We start from the raw sequence: 20318 nt of genomic DNA on the forward strand, positions 1-20318 counted from the left end.
CAGGAATCTGTAGAACATACTGATTCCAGGTTCCTGATTCCTGACACTAAAGTTTCGTAATATTCCCATTAAATTACACTTTAGACTTGGAGATCTATATATACCATCATCATAATTCTTTAATTATAATCGCTAAACACCTTAGCCAAATATTTAATTCCAGTACCAATTATAGTAGCTAATAAGATAACTAAGAAAGCAAAAATAATAGTAAATTTCCAGTGCAATTTTAATTCTACTCCAACTGCACGTAAAGTTGATAGCTCCCCAGTCTCTAAATTAAATGCCCCTAATACTTCTTTCTGGTTCATACCTTCTGGAACTAAGGTGTCTATCACATTTGGATTAATATCAGTATTACTTCCACCACCAAATTTCCACCCTTGAGAATCTTTAACAACCTCTCGATAATTATCATAAGCAAAGCCATCTAAAGAACCTATTAATAGATAATACTGGGCTTCAGTTAAATCACCCAATAGGCTTTTAGGTACACTAACTTCAATGGTCTTCTTATCATCTAAAATCTTTACTCTATCCTCTTTTAACCTTTTATCTGCATTTACATCATCCCTATAATCAAAAACTTCTAAAGACCAGCCTGTTATTTTAATCAACTTCTGCCAAGGGTGCCTATCTTCAAATTTAACATTTGCTCCTTTTTTAAAAGTCTTCACACTACCCTCTTCTCCATTACTAATATAAAGTTCGATTAACTGATGACTAAACCCATACTTAGCATGCCAAGGATTGGTTAAAGCTACAAACTTAAAATAAAGTTTATAATCTTCCCCACCATCCTCTACTTTAAAATAAGTTAAATCAAATAGACCTTCATAGGGACTAAACTGTTCATTTTTAGGATAAGTATAAGTTCCAGGACCGTACTCGTCCCCTACTGGGTCATTCATTTCAAAAATAATATTCTCTTCTGCTTGCACTAACTGTGATGAAAAGAATATAATAAAAAAGATAGCTAAGATAAGCTTTATTTTACCCATAAGAATATCTCTCCTTATCATACATTTTCTTCTTTATCTAACAACTATTATCTCTAAAATCAACTATCTTATTAATAAAGTTGATAATAACTCATTAGATAGAGGAAAAACAAATTCTTCACTTTATTCTTATGAGAAGCAAATAAGTAATATGAAATAAAAAAAGGAATAGATATTATAATCTATTCCAAAATTAATATTTACTTAAAATTAATTCAGGTTCAACAACAAACTTTGTGATTACAAGTAATAATAAGTTTAAATTATTATCTAGCCACGGGTTTTAACCCGTAGTCTATGCAGGCACCACAGGTTAAAACCTGTGGCTAAAGTGGTATTAATACATTTTCACAAAAATCAGGAAACTGTTGATTTTACTGATAATCGATTCCTAATTTCTGATAACTAAATTGTTGCAATATCTTCATTATCCTTTACTCAACTGGCACCCAAACACTCCAGCCAGTTGCTTCATCATTTTTCACCTTAAATTGACCATAACCTTCTGCATCTGTCAGAACTTTTTCTGCAACATTACCTGTAATATCATAAAATTCTGTATTAGATTGAGTAGAGTTTATACGTTTAGTAGTTATATCACCTGAAACACCTTGGGATATCATCATCACTAATCCAGTTCCTGGACTATCATCCAAACCTTCTCTAACATAAGAATAGATATTTGTATCATTATTAGCAACTTCATGTCCTGGACCATAGGCAAAGTATCTTCTTGCTTTCAACAGCTTATTTATATTCTCTTTCATTCCATCTTGATAATAATCTTTCCAATAAACCATAGGAAGTCCATGCTCTCTCATTAAAATATAAGTATAAGCTTGATATTTTCTAACATTAATTGGAGCCTTGTACTCAACATGGTCACGACCAGTATCATGATTATCGATAAAAGTAACGGATCTATCTTTAAATCCAGCCTTATTAACCATCCCTGCTCTACTTAAAGCAGCCATATTCATAGTACCTGACCTTAAGTTTTCAAAGGTCTTTCTTAAAGGAAAATCAAAGACAGTATAATCAGAATTATCTATCCCATAAAGATAGAAGGTCAATCCCATAGTATTCTCTATCCATGCTTCTCCTACAACAAATATATCTTTAGATGTATTTTTTTGAACATAAGTCAACCACTCATCAATAAAATCAGAATCTATATGTTTTACCGCATCTAATCTAAATCCATCAAAACCTATATCATTTATTATCCATGTTCCCCATTCCTTCATTTCATCTCTAACATTTTTATTCTGATAATCAACATCTGCAGCTAATAGATAATCTTTTTCAAAGGTATTATCCCATTCTTTACCTTCAAAGTTCTGAGGAGCCATATTCCCTCTATCAACAGCATAATCCACACCATCAAAGGCATGCCAGTCCCATTTCCATTGATCAGCTTTACTATAATACTTTTGTCTTCCCTTAAGAGGATAGAACTTAGTATAAGTCTTTACTTTCTCACCAGATGCCAAGATAGAACCCTCTACATTCTGATATCCTGCAGCTATTCTATGATTGAATACTGCATCATAATAAACTTTAATTCCCTTTTGATGAAGATTAGCTATAGCATTCTCTAACTCTTTTCTTGTACCATATTTAGTTCTCACTGTATTAACCTGATCAAACTCCCCTAAATCCCACAAATCATAAGTACCATAACCTTCATCTTGTTGTTCATGGGCTTTATTAGCAGGTGGAACCCACAATTCAGTAATACCAACAGCAGCTAAATCATCTGCACGCTTAGCAAGTAAATTCCACAAATTCGCTTCTTCTGGATATTTGTTTTTATATTCTCCTTTGTTCATCTCCCAATAAAACGTTTGCATCAAGGTCTTATTGGGTCTTTTTATCTCTGGATAAGATCTATCAGTAGTAAAGTTAGTTCTATTAGATAATTCATTTCCAGCAACAGACTTAATATTAGCAACTAACTGATAACTTGTTTTGGGCTTTAAATTTAAACCAGTTAATTCAACTCTATCACCTTCTACAGTAGCTTCAACTACTTTAGTACTTTCACCTTCCACTAATGATACCTTAACTTCTTCAACATCTTGATTAAACTTCAACTCAAAACTTGTTAATGTATAATCTAACGCTTGAAGGTTATAATCAGATAAGTCTGAATCCACTATAGAAAATTGATTACCCTGTGATTGACATCCTGTTAAGGTTATTGCTAGAGCTAAAATTGCAATTAAAATAAATAAATGAATACTTCTCTTCAATTTTATTTCTCCTCTCTGTATTTATTATCTTACTTCTTTTTATTCTTTAAATCTATTAATTTTCCTGCAATTGCATACAGAAAAACACTTAAAATTAACTCTAATAAGCTATATAGTTCTTATTAAGAAAAAAGAAGTTCCTGAAATTTCAGAAACCTCTTTTTAATTATAGATAAACTAAGATAAGTTGATTAAATTATCATAAAGATAAAATTACTGTAACTAGTTATTCATATAAATTAACCAGTATAAAGTTGATATCAACTTTATACTGGTATTAAAAACTATTAAGATTTAGTCTCTATTCTTGTACTACCCCTTCAATTCCATCTTGAGAATTCTCAACTACCAAATTGTTTCCTGTACCACCTGGAGTCCATTCTCCATCAACAATCCATTTAAATTCCGTTCCTTCTATTAACTCATCAACAGACCAAGTTGCACTCCAAGTTCCATCATCTTGTTTTACTAAGTCATAGGTATGATCAGCTGAATCCCAACCATTCATACCACCTGCTAAATGAACATCAGCAATTACCGCTGGATCTAAGTCATATAAAGCAGGGTCGAAAGTAAGTTTCCAGTGAGTATATACTACATCTTCTTCTGTATCTGTACCTTCACCATCACCTGGAGTTAACTCACCTTCTGCAGTTCCTTCAAAGATAGTAATTGATCTGCTTTCAACAGTCACATTATTATCTGAAATCACTTCATTTACTGATCCACTATTATCAAAGACCTTTCTCCATGTACCAGTAGGTAAACTATAATTATAAGCATCACCTGGGTTATATACTACTACGATATCTCCCCAATCTTCATCTGCAATTTCATCTCCATTAATCATAGAGATTATTACATCTCCATCATTACTTAAATTTACATATTCATTAATATCAGCAGCTTCTGTTAATCTGAACGCTTTATGATCTTTTCTTAATTGGATTAAAGCTTTGTAATAATCAAATAACTCTTTATGCTCTTGCTTCCAATTCCAGTCAACCTTATTAATACTATCTCCCCACATATATGAGTTATGGGCTTGTTCAGCAAGTTCAGTTCCATTGTCCTTCTGTCTTAACATCTCATCACCACCATGGATAAATGGAATTCCTTGAGATGTTAATACTACACCTATTCCTAACTTGCTTATACTCATTGCATCTGCAGGTTGAATATTTCCAGCATCAATATCTGCCTTAATCTTATCACCTATACATAAGTTATCATGAGCAGACATGTAATTGATTGTCTGTTCTGGATCATAAGTAAACTCAGCTGCCCATGGACCACTAGGAACACCATCAGCTAATGAACCTTTAAGTCCTATCATAATATCTTCTGCACCACCATTACCGAAGATGTATCCGCCTCCAGCTTGGTTCATTTGACCTCTAATTGCATTACGGATACTATCATTAAACACACCTACATGTTGCTCTTCTAATTCATAAATATGTCCTTTTCTTATCTTTTCATCTTCTAAATCATCAGATGTTGCAGCCCATGGCTCTCCATAAATTAATAGGTTACGGTCATCATATTTATCATTTAAATACTCTGCCCATCTCTTAACTTCATCAGTATGGTAAATACCCATTAAATCAAATCTAAATCCATCAATATTGTATTGATCGACCCAATAATCTAAAGAGTCAAGAATCATCTGACTAACCATTCTTTCACCAGTATCTATAGAGTTTCCACAACCAGATAAATCATTTTCTGTATAGTATTCCCCTGTAATATCTCTAAACATCTCTTTATCATAACTATGGTTATAAACAACATCCATAATTACTCTAATTCCAGCTTCATGGAATTTATTAATCATATCTTTTACTTCTTTAACTCTTGCCTCATAATCATCTGGAGACATAGAGTATCTATCTTCTGGTACGTTATAATTGATTGGATCATATCCCCAGTTATAAATTTGACCAGTATCATGATTTAACTTAGTAGCAAAATCATAGAAAGGCATAATTTGAACATGAGTTACTCCTAACTCTTTTAAGTGATCAATACCTGTTTTAACATCAGTGCCAGGTATAGTAGTTCCACCTTCTACCATTCCTAGGAACTTACCTTTTTTATCAGCAGAAACTCCTGAATTATCAGCGATTGTAAAGTCTCTAACATGCATTTCATAAATTACAGCATCTTCTCTTTCTACTAACTGAGGTCTTGGTGACCAACCAATATCTGCTTTACCTAAATCCATAACTATATTAGCACTACTACCAGTATTAACTGTAAGGTCAGCACCATTTTCTTGACGAGAATCTCCCTCAGCCCCTGTTGCTAAGTCCTCATCATATTTTACCATTACACCATAAGGGTCTCTAACTTTATTACCATTAATAACAAATTGGTACTCCTTACCTGCTAAGTCACCTTCAACTTTAACGTGATAAACATTTCTATACTCAAAACCTTTAGCTTCAAAAGTACTTAATAAAGTACAATCATACTCTTGACCATCTACGATTACTTTTACATCACTACTATCTGGAGACCAAATTCTAAAACTAGTATACTCAGGAGTATATACTGCTCCTAAAGGCATCGTACTATTACTGTCACTAGGAATTGCTTCATCATAAGCTTTAGTATAAGAATATTCCTGAACAGTCTCTCCACCAGTTGCATTTTTAGCATAAAGCTTTAAGACTACCTTATCTCCAATTGCAGCACCTTCACCAATAGTTATTTCTTCCCCATACTCAAAGGAAGTTCCAGTTTGAGGGTCACTACCATCAGTAGTATAACGAGCTTCTGTAGCATCTTTATCAGCATATAATGTCAAGTTTAAACCACCAACAAAGTCTCCATTCTTATCATCAACTGATAATGCTGGTCCTGGTACTTGCCACGTTGTCTCAATCTCACCTAAATGTTTAATTCCATCATTAAGATCTAGTGTATCTTTTACAACACTTACTCTACCTGGTAGAAGGCTGATTTCTCCTTCTTTAACAACTTCACCATCTAATCTAACTTGTAAAGTATAGTCATTTCCTGGAATTTGAGCCTTGATACTAGCTCTAGCAAGATTAGCATCAATTACAATATCTGCACTTTCATTGATAGGTAGTAATACTACTTCTCCAGAGCTACCTACAGGAATATCTTTAAAGTTAACTATTATCCCTTCAGCATCTGCTACTTTAGGAGTAAGAGTAACCTTATTGTCCTGATCTTTGATTAATACAGATTCAGTATCAGTAAATACAGTATAGTCCTTCTCATCTTTTATATTTACTGTAACGTTATATTTTACACCTTTCATCAAATCATTGAAACTAAAAGCCTGTTTACCATCATCTAGTGAAGCAGTCTGAGAATCAGTATCTTCAGCCTTGCTTTCATTAGTTACAACAACCTCAATACTAGTAGGTGTAAAGTTATCAGTAACTGCTTGTATAGAAGCAGAATCTGCAACAATTACATTTAATTTCGAAGTACCTGTAGTAACTTCACTAACATCATCTCCACCACTACTACAACCTACCAAAGTAAAAAGTGTAACTAGTAATAGTGATACTAATAATAATTTATTTCTTCTAAATATCGATTGCAAATTAATCCCTACCTTTCTATATTATCATTTTTTTATATACTCTAAATTCTCAATTCTATTTGAAAAATAATCTTTCAGAATTATATATTATTGAGCTTCTGGATTTTTATCATACCAGTTTCCATCCATATACCACCATTCACCTTGATCACGAGATTGATTCTGCTCTGTAAGTTTAGTTCCATCTTCTAAAGTGAATAAAATTCCAACACTTCTATACCCCTCTAACTCAGCGCCATACCAATCATTTCCTTCTACTGTAAGAGGTGCACCAGGCCAGCCAGCTCCTTGATAAATATCAGGTGCTCCATCAAGTTCCCAAGCATACATCCATGGAGTCTCTGTTCCTGTATATTTAAAGTGTACTTTAACCCCATTATATCCTGTAGGTATAGCTTTAATTGGACCTGCAAAATCACTATTCAAACCATCTGCATCGATTGCTCTAATCCAGTAGTAATATGTATCACCTGGGAACAACTGATCATCAGTATAGCTATTTTCAGTAATTGCAGTTTCAAATAGAGGACTTCTATCATCAACACTATTTCCACGATAAATTAAATATTTACTAGCAGTATTGTCCCAAGTTAACTCTACACCATAATCAATTGCAGTTGCACTAAATCCTGTTGGTGCTCCTGGAGCAGTTGGAAACTCAGTAGGTAAATCAACATTAACATCTACTGTTTCTCTTACATCTAACTCAAAAGTTACTGTTGTATCAGTATCTTCAGTTGAAGCTGTGAAAGTATAAACTCCAGCTGTGGATGTATCTACCTCCTTATTCCATGTTAAAGCTACCTCCTTACTTGTGCCATCACTCATAAGAGCTGTTGCCGTTGTTGGTAACTTAAATTCACTACCCACTTTAACTATAGCAGAAGTAGTATCTAAATTTAGACTTTCAATAGTTGCATCATCATCATCACTACTTGAACAACCTACCAATCCAAAAGCTAAAACTAAAATCAATAATAAGCTAAATATCTTCTTCAACTAAAACCCTCCTCTAATCAATTATCTTCTTTATATAATATAAAATAAGAAAACCTCTAAAACCAATTTTTACTTCCTATGCTCTACCACCTCCTACCTAATAGTTATAACTAGCCATAACAAAAATAAAAACATACCCTAAAGAAGATATAAAATCTCCATGGATACGTTTTCTTATAGGCTTATATTATTATGTATTGTTATTGTCAGACTATAAAATAAGTAGTAGCTGTTAACTGTATTTATACTAATTATGCATAATATGTTAACAAACTAATTGTTATATACTTATAAAAATTATTGGTTATTATTGTACTTATTAATATTTATATATAAATAATGAAAATCCTTCTTTAATTTTAATTTTTTATCAAATAATTAAAATTAATCATAATTAAAGCAATAAACTACATTCATAATGTTATTATAGATAAGTAAGAAGTAACGGATAATCGGTAGTAAAAGAAAGAGCAAATTAATTACCTATCACCCGCCACTAAATTACCACAATATCATTAATATATCTCTGGTTTTATTAAATTAGATGGTGTGATTATTGTATGCTAAAGAATCGTCCAGTTAAGCTCTCTACTGGAATATCATAATTACCTGAACCAATTATCTCTTCACCTGTCAATAAATCAACTAATTTAGCACCGTCAATAGACACAGAAATAGTAGTATTAGAAGTCCCTGTATTCAAAAGATATAATACCTTCTCACCAGTATCTGGGTCTGTCTTAAGATCAGCATATTGAGTTGTACCTGCCACTAGATTAGTTCTTTCTCCATTCCATAAAGCTGGATGTTCTGCTCTCATCTTCATTAAACTAGTAATATAGTCTTTCAAATCCTCTTCTTTAGCAGTAAATCCAGATACTTTACCAGAATCTCGAGAGGCATGGTCATCGTAGTATCCACTATCACCCTCATTTACAAACCCTTCTACCTCTCTACCAATCTCATCACCATAATACATCGTAATCGGACCAGTATATGCTGCTAAAAAGCTATACGCTGCTTTATGTCGTTTCCAGTAATCATTATTTCCTTTACCATATCCTAAATTTGGAGCTCTTTGAATTAAATCTCCAAATCTAACTAAGTCATGGTTAGTCAACATCAAATTAGGGTGTACATCATCAGGATATTTAGTGTGAGTCCAAAATCCATATGAATCCAACTTGGAAACAGGTTGACCATATCCCCAAGATACTGAAGTATCCTCTTGAGTTGCTAACACCTGTACTAAGGAATATCTCATTGGAAAATCAAAAGCAGATTTTAATCCATCTTGGCTATAACCCTCACTTGCTATCTGATCTCCAGAACCATCCCATATCTCACCAACCATATAACCTAATGTTCCCCATTCTTCACCTGAAGCCTCACGTGCAGCAGAAGCTTCTTTTACAGCTTGTCGTATTTCATACCAATAGTTAGTCCCATCTTGATACAATTGATATGCTTGATCTAATCTCCAACCATCAATCCCATACTCTTCAATCCAATAAGTCGCTACATCTTTAAAATATTCTAAACTATCTGGATATTTAACCTTATTTCCATACCATTGTGCTTCATAATCAACTACACCATCTATAGGATCTGCACCATGATGTCCAAATACTCCATCTAAGAATACATATAATCCTAATCCATGAGCTTTATCTATTAATTCTCTTAAATCCTCATTTGTACCAAATTTAGGATCAACATTATAATAATCATCAGCAAAGTACCCTGTTGCCTGCCCTTTAATCTCCCCAGTATTTGAATTAAATACAGGAGTCATCCAAATAGCATTAACCCCAAGACCTTTGATATATTCTAAAGAATCAATTATACCTCTTAAATCTCCATTGTGGTGGCTTGGTCCATAGCCAGTTCCATATCCACCTGGCTCTCCATCTTGAAATGCTTCCACCATCACCTGATAAATTCTTAAATTATCGATATCACTTATCTTCTCTATAGTCGAAAATTGATTTGCATCTATAGCGGTTTTAGTTGAATCTGTAATAGTAGTTGAAGCAATATACAGATTATTTCCATTTGAATCTTCTGCTCTAGCAATTACATTATACTTATTCCCCTTTAAATTTGAAAACGGGAATGATAGAACTCCCTTATCATCAGCATTAGCTACCGATTGAGTTTGGGGTGCTATAGTCTCTGCCACATCTACACTTCTAAGAGAAACAGCAATATTCTCTATAGCACTATCACTTGGAACTGTAACCTCTACCATTAGATTCTCTATTGGTTGTATTGCTATATCGTTTCCACTATCATCACTGCTACTACTACAACCTACAAATAAACCTAAAGTTAATAAGAGTACAGCTAATAGCATCAATCTCTTGTTATTCAACATTTTTAGCATTAACCTCTACCTCCATTGATTTGATTTTATGAAATTAATATATTCATTAGCTCTAGCTATTGTATATTCTACAAAGTCTTATAAGTTTATAGCAAATAATAACCAGAGGCTAGGCATCTAAACAGCTAAAATATTATTATAGTATAGATATTCAGAGATTTTCGGAAATCTGTAATCTGGAGTCTGAAATCAGTTAAAAACACAGCTTCCAAGTTCCTAATTCCTGACAGCGAAACTGTCTCAATAGCCCCAGTAAGTCTCATTTTAAATTTACACACCTATAATAAGTCATAAATAATACATTATAATATGAATACCAAATAATAAAACAACCCCGATATGCAGTAATCAAACTTGCATATCGGGGTTGTTAATCTTAACATTGCCCTTAAATTTTAAAAAATTCTAATTATTGTTAATGATTTAAAAAAGGATTAAGACCCTATGTTTAAACATAGGGTCTTAAAGTGATTTCTACCACCAAAGCTCTGTTTGAACTCCATAAGTGAAGCCAGAATCTTCATCGTTAGCATATCCACCTCTACCGCTAACTTCATCTTTATCCCAAGTTGCATAAGTACCAAAGAATCTTAACTCTGGACGAGCCCAGAAGCTACTATTCCATTTAATAGTAGGAGCAACAGTTAATTTGTGCATAATTCCATTATCTGTTACCTTATCCATACCATACTCATATTGCATTGCAAAGTTATTAGTTACATATTGTACTAATCTTCCACCTAAAGATAACCACTTTGTATCATCAGCAGAAGTACCATCGTCAACTACTTGATAAGTTAATACAGGCATAAGATCTAAGTTATCTGTTAAGTTAGCTACACCATAAGCAACAAATCTAGTAAGTTCTCTATCTTCATCTGCCCATGTTGCACCAGTACTTAAGTTTCCACCAAGACCTGATCCATAATATAAAGCAACTGTTGAAGCACCATCTTTTAATCCAAAGAAGTCAGTTCTATCATATACTCCACCTAGAATGAATCCATCTTGATCATCTTCTCCTTCTACAGACTTAGACCATGATGGTGCAAGGTCTAACTCTAAAGTACCACCAGGTACTTCAATTCCAGAAAGAGTAAAATCAAGAGTTTGTTGTGATTTAGCTCCTAGGTCTACATCATTACTACCATCACTTGCACCTAAGAATGCAACAGCTAATTTACCAATACCAGCATCAATACCTTGTACACCAGCACCAACACCACTCATATCTCTCCAATAGAAGTCAGTAATATGGATATCTCTTCTGTTGTAGTATCTTCTACCTGCCCAGAAAGTTAAGTTTGGTGCAAAATCCATTCCTCCTGCTTCTGCATAAGCTTGACGCCATACAAAATTAGAATCTTCACTATTTAACCAAGTTCCACCATTACTATTATCTTGATGAGCAAATAAGAATGTAGCTTTTGCCCATGCGCCATTATCTCCAGTCCATTTCTTACTTAAAGTATTTTCAATGAAATGATCTGTTTCATTTCCTAATCTGTACTTACTCCAAGCACCATCTTGTTGGAAAGAACTACTTTGAGCTCCACCTCTACCAGACATCATATATCCCATACGAGCATAACCATTATAGTTGAATCCAATATTAGTTACTGCCATTTGCTTCTCTAAGGCAACAACACGATCAGCTAAACCTGCGTTAGGATCAGCGATTACAACAGAGTTCTGTCCACCAAATCCATCAGCTGCAAAACTTGCTGCTTCATCATCTTTGATCCATTGAAGCATTCCACCACCATATACAGTAAACTTGTATTGATACTTACCTTTTTCTAATTGTGTAGTAAGTGTCCATACACCATTCTCTTTCTTCATTTTGTAGGTTGGGAAGTTTGGTAACCAGTTATTAAATTCCCCAGCTACATAAACTGCATTTGCATCAAGATTTCCTGCATAAGTAAATGTTACCTCTACTTTTCCATTGTCCCCAGGTCTAACTGAAGTTTTTGCAAAAGCTGGTACTGCAACTAGTGTAAGCATTAATGCTACTGTTAAAAATAAACTAAATCTTTTCTTCAATTCAATACCCCCTAAATTTTTTTGAGTTTTTAATTAAAATTATAAATGACTCCAATTTCTAACTAACCTAAGTATCCATCACCCCCTTAACGGAATGAAATTTATCCGATATCCTAGTGTCTCTAAAACTCCCAAGGCCTGATTTTTAGGTCATCCTTTAGAGCTTCTATTAAGCGGGAGATAAAGAGACACTACGGTACTGGATTCGTTCTACTAAGTTTCAGGGGAGATAAGAAAACTCCCCCCTGAAACTAAGAACTCACTTTATATTGATCTCCATGCCCTTGCCTTTAGTTTAGCTATATAATTGATAGCTAAAACATTACTGACATAAGTATTAATTCAGAAATTTGATATACCACAAAAATATATCAGGGCATAGAAATAATCAACTAAGTAAAAATTATAGTTTATTGGTTACGTTTTCACAGATAACATGGTTACGTTTCCATAAAGAAGACAATAAACCCCTATTATATTCTTATTGAACTCCTAGTAAAAGAAACAGCTGATAAGCAATCTAATTAAGTTTAAAAAATAATTAATACCTTTTATGCTTATTTGTTAACCTAAAATAAAAAATTTAGCTAACAAACAAAAAATACCCAACATCAATTGACCTTATTCTAAGTAGGCCTATTATATGGGGTATTCTAAACTTATATTAAAAACTTATCCCTATTCAATTATTAAAAATGGTTACTTCTAAAATAATTACACTTATAACTTTAATAATTATAATTCTTTTTAGCTTTCGAAAAACAGCATTATTTAAACTTATTACATTATATGATTATTATACCATAAAACGAATTTCCTTGCAATCGTTATTTTAGATTATTTAATACCTATTTTTTACTTATAGTTCAAATTAAGATATACAGTAAAGTTTCTTTATAAACTTGTAAATAAATTATTTTTTACTGTAATTATATACTTCTTGGTATTATCTCAAATCCCTGCTTAAATTTTAATTTTTTTTATTATTTTCATCTGTATAGAAAAATAACCAACAAAAATAAAGAACTTTTAGTCTAATTAAATCCAAAAACAATTTTTAGCGTACCTTCCTTCTTCAAAATAGATAGCCAATAATCCTTTTAGTAATTTATTGAGCTTTAATAAAACTACAATCTATATAAAGGATAAGAACAAATAATTAGCTACCAATTAATAAAGATAAGAATTAATTAAAAAATAAATGTTATAACCTTCGCTATCTCTATCTTTGAAAATTCATATTTATCACCCCAAGAGTACCTTTTGAAAAAGCACACCTTAGGGCTCTGTGTAATAGTTCTCTAAACACATTTATAATTGTCAATGTAAAACGTTATCAGTCCATATATATTATTTAAAATTTATTTAATTTTAACAAATAGATATAAATCAAAAATATTTAATCATTATTGACTAGACCATAGTAATGAACACCAAGTCCAGAAATCTCATGGTCGATATCTAAACCTGGTATTCCAATCTTACCATGAATAGCAACAGCTAAATGAGCATCTTTTTTTACTATTCCAATCTTAATTCCTGCACCAGAAATACTACTCATTGGTCCATTTAATCCAACTAAAGCACGCTCAACGCATCTAGTCAATACACGACGATCTTGAATACCATCATCTATTACATCACCCTTGACAGCTGCTCCCAAAGCATTACGTAATACCTTGTTTTTTAAGTCTTCTCCCTTACCTCCTGCCCGAGTAATAACAGCTCCAAAACCTTCATTAATTATAGCTTTTACTATTGTATCATCATGTTTGTCATCTACCATAGACAAAACTGAAGCAAGCTTTCCTAATTCTCTTCCACCATCTATTCTAACAATATCCTCTACTGTAAATTGATTTAACTTCACCTTATATTCACCCCATTGTTCTTATTTTTATTATAGGTAAGCCTTATTAACTTATGGCTAATTTCCATTTCTAAGAGTCTCTTCTAACCTCTTAGTAAACTCCTGTGCAGCATTATATCCTGTACTCTTTAAGCGATAATTCATTGCTGCCACTTCCATAACCATAGCCAAGTTTCTTCCAGGTCTTACTGGTATAGTTACTTTAGGTACAGTAACCTTCAAAATCTCTTCAGTATCATCTTGAATACCCAATCTATCATAATTTTTAGTATCATCCCATTTCTCTAATTCAGCTATTAAATCTATAGACTGCTCTTCTCTAACAGCCCCAGCACCAAAAAGTGTTCTTACATTAATAATTCCTAATCCTCTTAATTCCATATAATGTTTAGAAATTTCAGGAGAACGCCCAACAAGAGCTCCTCTCATGAACCTCCTTATGATAACTGCATCATCGGCTACAAGTCGATGACCTCTCTTTACTAAATCTAAGGCACTCTCACTTTTACCAATTCCACTGTCACCTTTAATGAATACTCCAACACCATAAACTTCTACTAAAACTCCATGTTTAGTAACTTCTGGTGCAAATTCACCCTCTAGATAGTCAGTTAATCTACTAACAAAGCTAGTTGTCGAATAATCTGTAGCAAGTAATGGAATTTGGTTCTTCTGAGATAAATCCACCAACTCTTGTGGTGGTTCTAGTCCCCTAGTAATAACAATACAGGGAATATCATAGCTACAAAATTTATCTAATCTCTCAATCAACAATTCTTTTGGTAATTCTTGTAAGAACGAGAGTTCTGTTCTTCCTAAAACTTGTACTCTGTCAGGAGTAAAGTAGTCAAAAAATCCAGCTAGCTCTAAACCCGGTCTTTTAATGTCACTAACCATAATTGTATTTTCAATTGGTGTTTGATTAATCTGCTGCAACTGAAAATGTTCTAATATTTTTTCTACAGATATATTATTCATTATTCCACCTCTTAATCAGTAAATAGCGAGTAGTGAGTAGTAAACAAATATAATTATTTATTCTTCACTACTCACCTTTAAATACTTACTATTTATCTAATTTCTTGTGTAATTCAATTAATTCGCTAATTAATTTGATTTCTGTTTTAGCAGCCATTAAATGATCTTTTGCATGGACCAATAATAGAGTAGGAATTATTCTATTATCACTATCATCTTTTTGCATAGCCTTAGATTGCACTTCATGACCAAGATTAAATTCTTTATTAGCTTCTGCTAATAATTCCTCTGCTTGTTCATAGTTTCCCTTTTTTGCTGCAACCAATGCATCATTGGCTAAATCCTTAGCATTTCCTCCATGTAATGTAATTTGAAAAGCAGTCTTGTCTAAATTTATATTCTCCATATCAAAAACCCCCTTGAAATTTATTTAATTTATTACAATCAGAAGAATTTATAAATGCCTCTGACATAACCAGTTTTAAGGATACCTATAGTAAATCTAATTCGGCTAAAGCAGTAGCTATTGCTCCTAATACACCCACATCACTACCTAACTGTGCTGTAATGATATTAACATCATCTACTAAAGAGTCCATTGCTCTTGCTTTTATAGTTAAGTTCGCTTTTTCTTCCATCAATTCCCAAGATTGAGAAACTCCACCGCCTATAACTATAGTATCAGGATTGAAAATATTAATGAGATTTGCCATTCCTATTCCTAAATACTCAGCAACCTTATCCATAGCCTCTCTAGCTAATATATCACCCTCTTTAGTTGCTTTAGCCACAACTGCTCCATTGATTTCTGAAAGATCACTAACAAGTTCATTCATTAAAGTATCTTGACCAGTCTCAACTGCTTTTCTTGCTAATTTACTTAAAGCAGTTCCAGAAGCAATCGCTTCCCAACAACCATAATTCCCACAGCCACACTGAATCTCACTATCAGGTAAGATTGTCATATGACCTATCTCACCAGCAGCATCACCAGCACCATGGAATATCTCTTTATTGATTATAATTCCCCCACCTATTCCAGTACTTACAGTCATATAAACCATATTTTCTGCTTCTTTTCCTGCACCAAACCACTTTTCACCTAAAGCAGCTGCATTAGCATCATTCTCTAAAAAGATAGGAGTATTTAGTTCCCCAAGCTCTTCAATAATATTAATATTATCCAAATCCAAATTAGGAGTATGCTTAATAATACCTTTTTTGATATCAACAGGCCCTGGCACTCCTAAACCAATCCCTTTAACTTGAGATAACTTTATACCAACCTCTTCTATAACTTCATAAACTGTATCTTTAATCTTTTGAATAACAACTTCTTTTCCCTTATCTGCTTCTGTATCTTTCCTTACCCTAGCTAAAATATTACCTTGTAAATCAGCTACTGCAGTTAAAATCTTTGTTCCACCTAAATCTACACCAACTACATATTCTTTTTGCAAAAACATTCCCTCCTCAGTATGTATAATTATTGTTTAAAATCATAGGGGCCATTAACCTGCTTTTTAACACCATACTTAACCAATAAATTAATAGTAGCATTATTAGCTATTAAAGCTATCCCCCCCATAAACAATATAAATAAACCAAATAAAAGAGCTATATTCAAAACACCAAACACCATAATATTAAAAAAGATAAATAAAGTATATAATAAATTATTTAAAGTTAAAGTAATTGCATACTTAAATATAGTACCTATAGAATCGTTTTCATTTCCTTCCCCCAATTCTATCATCAAAGGGAACACATAAATACTGATCATACCTAAAAATATTAACAGATAAATATATAAAGGAGTTAATATTATAGCAATCTTATATTGATAATTCATAAAGAATTTAAAGTCTATAGTCAAAATAGACACCACCATAACCAATAAACAAGAAATAAGCAAAGACTTTAAAAAATATTTTCTTATTCCAATCCAAAAATCATTTATCGAAACCTGTTTATAATTAACAATTTTATTACTGACATAAAAAGATTGAGCAGTCATAGGTCCAACTATAACTAACCCTATTATAATAGGAAGATAAAATTTAACTTGAATACTTATGTAACTGAACATAATCACTAGTCCTGCAGTCAAAAACCATAACATACTACTAAGAAATATAGAAAAAAGATTTCTATATATCTCTTTGTAACTCTTCTTAATTAAATTCCAAACAGTCATAATCTCCATCCTTTTACTACAAACATTAGAAAATAAAGAACTTTGATAGGATATTTAAAGATTAAAATAATAAAACCTACTTATAAAATATTTTAAAACCAAATTAATTCAATCTATATAGATTGAATTAATTAATTTCATTAATTAAAAATCAATAATTCAACTTATTTAGCAACGAATATAGCGAATTTAAAACAAAGAAAATTCTAAACTATTAATTTATTCTTTTTGGTGTAATTCGTGTTAATTCGTTGCAAAAAAGACTTTTTGATTCTTTAGAGAAAAACATTAGTTCAACTTATATATATCCTACAACTCTAAATACTTCTACATAGTCTACTTTACATCCTGCAATTTTCAAAATAAATATTTTATTCTAAAAAATAATTGATCTATAGAAGTCCAACTCTAAAGTGAAACTTAATAGATATATTGCGACTATTTTCACTTTGGTAGTTAGGGGTTAGGTAGTTAGGTAGTTTGATTTTCCTAACCCCTACCCACCTACCTCCTAAATGTCGCTTTTTCTATATATAATATAAGGATATATTTAAATTAAATTATAAACTCTCATATAATTATACTTAACTATCAATTTTTATATCAAAATCTATCAATTAAAATACTCTTTTTAAATTTGGACTATCAGTTTTACCTGGGATTCTACCCCTTTTAGCAATAGGATTACCATTAATCTCTTTGATATCCATAGTCATATCAATAGCTTTAGCACCTGAAATATAGCTACCTACACCAAAACCATTAACTCCCAAACTCTTCAATTCTATTATTCGTTCTGGAGTTAGACCACCAGATACAAAGATATTCACATGGCTATGACCTGCTTGGTCTAATCTTGCCCTTACTTCTTTTACTAGCCCAGGTGTTACTCCTCCCCGTTCAGAGGCTGTATCTAAGCGAATTCCATCAAGGTTCTCTTTTAAAGCATCTGCAAGTCTTAATGCTTCAACAGCCTCGTCTTGGAAGGTATCAACTAAAATTATTCTTGCAGCATCATCAGGCATAAATTCATCATATGCCTTAGCTACTTCCAAGGTATCACCAACAGTCAAAATCAAAGCATGAGGGACAGTACCTGAAGGATCTTTCCCAAATAACTTTGCACCTAAGATACAGCTTGCTCCATCGGCTCCTCCAACTAAAGCTGCTCTCTCCATTACTGGTGCAATGGCTGGATGTACATGTCTAGCACCAAAGCATAACATTGGTTTATCACCAGAAGCATCCTTACACTCTTTTGCTGCAGTAGCCCAGCCACTAGAACTGGCTAATATACCTAAGATTGCAGTCTCAAAGATACCAAAATCACTATAAGCACCTTCAATTCTCATTACAACATCTTTTCTTTCTACCTGCGTTCCTTCTTCTAGAGACCATACTTTAATATCCTTCTTCTTCAATAGATTTAAAGCCTCATCTATCCCTGCTACAATCCCAGCACCTCCTGCAAAAATCTCAGCTACAACAGTAGTATCTTGTAATTCCATTTTTTTTAATATCTCTTTAGTTCTAATAAAATAAATATCTGTTGTTGCTCCAATCTCTATCTCTTCATGAGTTGCAGAGAATAAATCTCTATCTTTATCTACTTTGAAGTTATTTACATCTTCTAATGTCTTTAATTCTTTGTCAATCATCCTAATCTTCCTTCCCCTTCTATAAATAGTATTTTAAAAACTGAATATCTATTTCTAACATTAATTATTTTAAACAAATTTTAACCTAAATTTAATAGTAAGTACTTATTTCTTTAATTTCTATAATATAAAGAAATTATCCTGCTTAAAAGTAAAAGTTAATTATTAACCTTTCTCAAAACACACCCTTTAACTGCTGAAATATCTTCACAACCTGTCAAAATCATAGCTTTCTTCAGTTCAGTTTTCATCTTTTCTAAAATCAACTTAAAACCTTCTTTTTGCCCACCATAAGCTCCAATAATTAAAGGTCGAGCTACTAAAACTCCATTAGCACCTAAAGCCAATGCTTTTAAGACATCTATACCTGATCTAATGCCTCCATCCACTAATATTTTAACTTTTTCACCTACTTCGCTAACTATCTCTGTTAAAACATCAGCAGTTCCAGGAGTACTATCCAAAACACGTCCACCATGATTAGAGACAACAATGGTATCTACCCCTGCTCCAGCAGCTATTCTAGCTTCATCTAAGGTCATAACCCCCTTTAAAATAAAAGGCAAATCAGTACTATTAACTAATTCTTCTATCTCTTCTTGACTCTTAGGTCCTACTGGTTGCCCCTTTAAGGCCATTGTAATCAAACCTGCTCCATCAATATCAACTCCTACTGCCAAAGCTCCTACTCTCTCTGCTTCTTTTATCCTATCAATAATTTCTTTTTGTCTTCTTGGTTTTATAATTGCTATACCAAAGCCATCAGCCTTTTTAATTGCTTCTAACCCTGAATTGTACATCGTAGGATCTGCACCATCACCAGTCATAGCTATTGTACCAAACTCTTTACTTGCTTCAACGACTATGTTAGCATACTCTTCTTCAGATAGTGCTCCTCCCATATTATAACTACTCCCTGTTACTGGTGCTTTAATAATTGGAATATTTAACTTTACTCCAAATAGCTCTAATTTAGTATCAGGATTTTGAACTTGATGAATAGTTCTCATCTCTAATTTATACTTCTGCCAAGCCTCTATATTTGCTTGAAAGGCTGACCCAGTACCTGCTCCACCCATACCTGGAACTTCTCCACGACAGGCCTTACCATCACAAAAGGGACAAACTCTACAATAGCCCTTCATCCTCTCTCTAGCATTATTATAAACCTGATTTAATTCCATTATAAACCTCCTACTATAATTTAGATATCAAAGTCTAAAGTGTAATTTAATGGATATATTGCGACACTTTCTAAAAGCAACCCCCACCTAATCCTCCCCCTGATAAGGGGAGGACTTAATATTCTCCCCTTATCAGGGGGAGTTAGAGGGGGGGGTGA

At 32.8% G+C, this 20318-nt stretch carries 13 protein-coding genes; all 13 read right to left on the reverse strand.

Features of this window, described 5'->3' with window-relative positions; all coding sequences use genetic code 11:
• Positions 1–119: 119 nt before the first annotated feature.
• The gene (locus ACTCDL_RS07140) at positions 120–1001 is read right to left on the reverse strand and encodes a glucodextranase DOMON-like domain-containing protein (RefSeq protein ID WP_463175429.1); all 882 of its coding nucleotides are present in this window, start codon (positions 999–1001) and stop codon (positions 120–122) included.
• Positions 1002–1435: 434 nt separating this feature from the next.
• Positions 1436–3256 (reverse strand): alpha-amylase domain-containing protein, encoded by a 1821-nt coding sequence (locus ACTCDL_RS07145; protein WP_463175430.1) that lies wholly within the window; start codon positions 3254–3256, stop codon positions 1436–1438.
• A 301-nt stretch (positions 3257–3557) separates the two neighbouring features.
• Positions 3558–6842, reverse strand: coding sequence for an alpha-amylase family glycosyl hydrolase (locus tag ACTCDL_RS07150; protein WP_463175432.1), 3285 nt, complete (start codon positions 6840–6842; stop codon positions 3558–3560).
• An 87-nt stretch (positions 6843–6929) separates the two neighbouring features.
• Positions 6930–7841, reverse strand: coding sequence for an Ig-like domain-containing protein (locus ACTCDL_RS07155; RefSeq protein ID WP_463175433.1), 912 nt, complete (start codon positions 7839–7841; stop codon positions 6930–6932).
• 553 nt (positions 7842–8394) lie between these two features.
• Positions 8395–10227: an alpha-amylase family glycosyl hydrolase gene (locus ACTCDL_RS07160; protein ID WP_463175434.1), complete on the reverse strand. Its 1833-nt coding sequence runs from the start codon at positions 10225–10227 to the stop codon at positions 8395–8397.
• Positions 10228–10701: 474 nt separating this feature from the next.
• A complete protein-coding gene (locus tag ACTCDL_RS07165; RefSeq protein ID WP_463175436.1) occupies positions 10702–12273 on the reverse strand; it encodes a carbohydrate porin in 1572 nt (523 codons plus the stop codon).
• Positions 12274–13672: 1399 nt separating this feature from the next.
• Entirely contained in the window at positions 13673–14143 is a 471-nt protein-coding gene (locus ACTCDL_RS07170) for a HutP family protein (protein WP_463175437.1), read from the reverse strand.
• 57 nt (positions 14144–14200) lie between these two features.
• A complete protein-coding gene (gene hprK / locus ACTCDL_RS07175; RefSeq protein ID WP_463175438.1) occupies positions 14201–15121 on the reverse strand; it encodes an HPr(Ser) kinase/phosphatase in 921 nt (306 codons plus the stop codon).
• 88 nt (positions 15122–15209) lie between these two features.
• On the reverse strand, positions 15210–15527 hold the full coding sequence (locus ACTCDL_RS07180; protein WP_463175439.1) for a PTS lactose/cellobiose transporter subunit IIA: 318 nt from the start codon (positions 15525–15527) through the stop codon (positions 15210–15212).
• An 85-nt stretch (positions 15528–15612) separates the two neighbouring features.
• A complete protein-coding gene (locus ACTCDL_RS07185) occupies positions 15613–16581 on the reverse strand; it encodes an ROK family protein (protein WP_463175440.1) in 969 nt (322 codons plus the stop codon).
• Between the two features lie 26 nt (positions 16582–16607).
• On the reverse strand, positions 16608–17327 hold the full coding sequence (locus ACTCDL_RS07190; protein WP_463175441.1) for a YesL family protein: 720 nt from the start codon (positions 17325–17327) through the stop codon (positions 16608–16610).
• 608 nt (positions 17328–17935) lie between these two features.
• A complete protein-coding gene (locus tag ACTCDL_RS07195) occupies positions 17936–18976 on the reverse strand; it encodes a nicotinate phosphoribosyltransferase (RefSeq protein ID WP_463175442.1) in 1041 nt (346 codons plus the stop codon).
• 158 nt (positions 18977–19134) lie between these two features.
• Positions 19135–20160 (reverse strand): alpha-hydroxy-acid oxidizing protein, encoded by a 1026-nt coding sequence (locus tag ACTCDL_RS07200; RefSeq protein ID WP_463175443.1) that lies wholly within the window; start codon positions 20158–20160, stop codon positions 19135–19137.
• Positions 20161–20318 lie beyond the last annotated feature (158 nt).

The organism is Orenia sp. (assembly GCF_055140805.1).

Bases quoted from the DNA above. Each gene is read 5' to 3' on its own strand.
- ACTCDL_RS07190 (WP_463175441.1), bottom strand. From the start codon at position 17,327: ATGGAGATTATGACTGTTTGGAATTTAATTAAGAAGAGTTACAAAGAG.
- ACTCDL_RS07200 (WP_463175443.1), bottom strand. From the start codon at position 20,160: ATGGAATTAAATCAGGTTTATAATAATGCTAGAGAGAGGATGAAGGGC.
- ACTCDL_RS07140 (WP_463175429.1), bottom strand. From the start codon at position 1,001: ATGGGTAAAATAAAGCTTATCTTAGCTATCTTTTTTATTATATTCTTT.
- ACTCDL_RS07195 (WP_463175442.1), bottom strand. From the start codon at position 18,976: ATGATTGACAAAGAATTAAAGACATTAGAAGATGTAAATAACTTCAAA.
- hprK (WP_463175438.1), bottom strand. From the start codon at position 15,121: ATGAATAATATATCTGTAGAAAAAATATTAGAACATTTTCAGTTGCAG.
- ACTCDL_RS07180 (WP_463175439.1), bottom strand. From the start codon at position 15,527: ATGGAGAATATAAATTTAGACAAGACTGCTTTTCAAATTACATTACAT.
- ACTCDL_RS07160 (WP_463175434.1), bottom strand. From the start codon at position 10,227: ATGCTAAAAATGTTGAATAACAAGAGATTGATGCTATTAGCTGTACTC.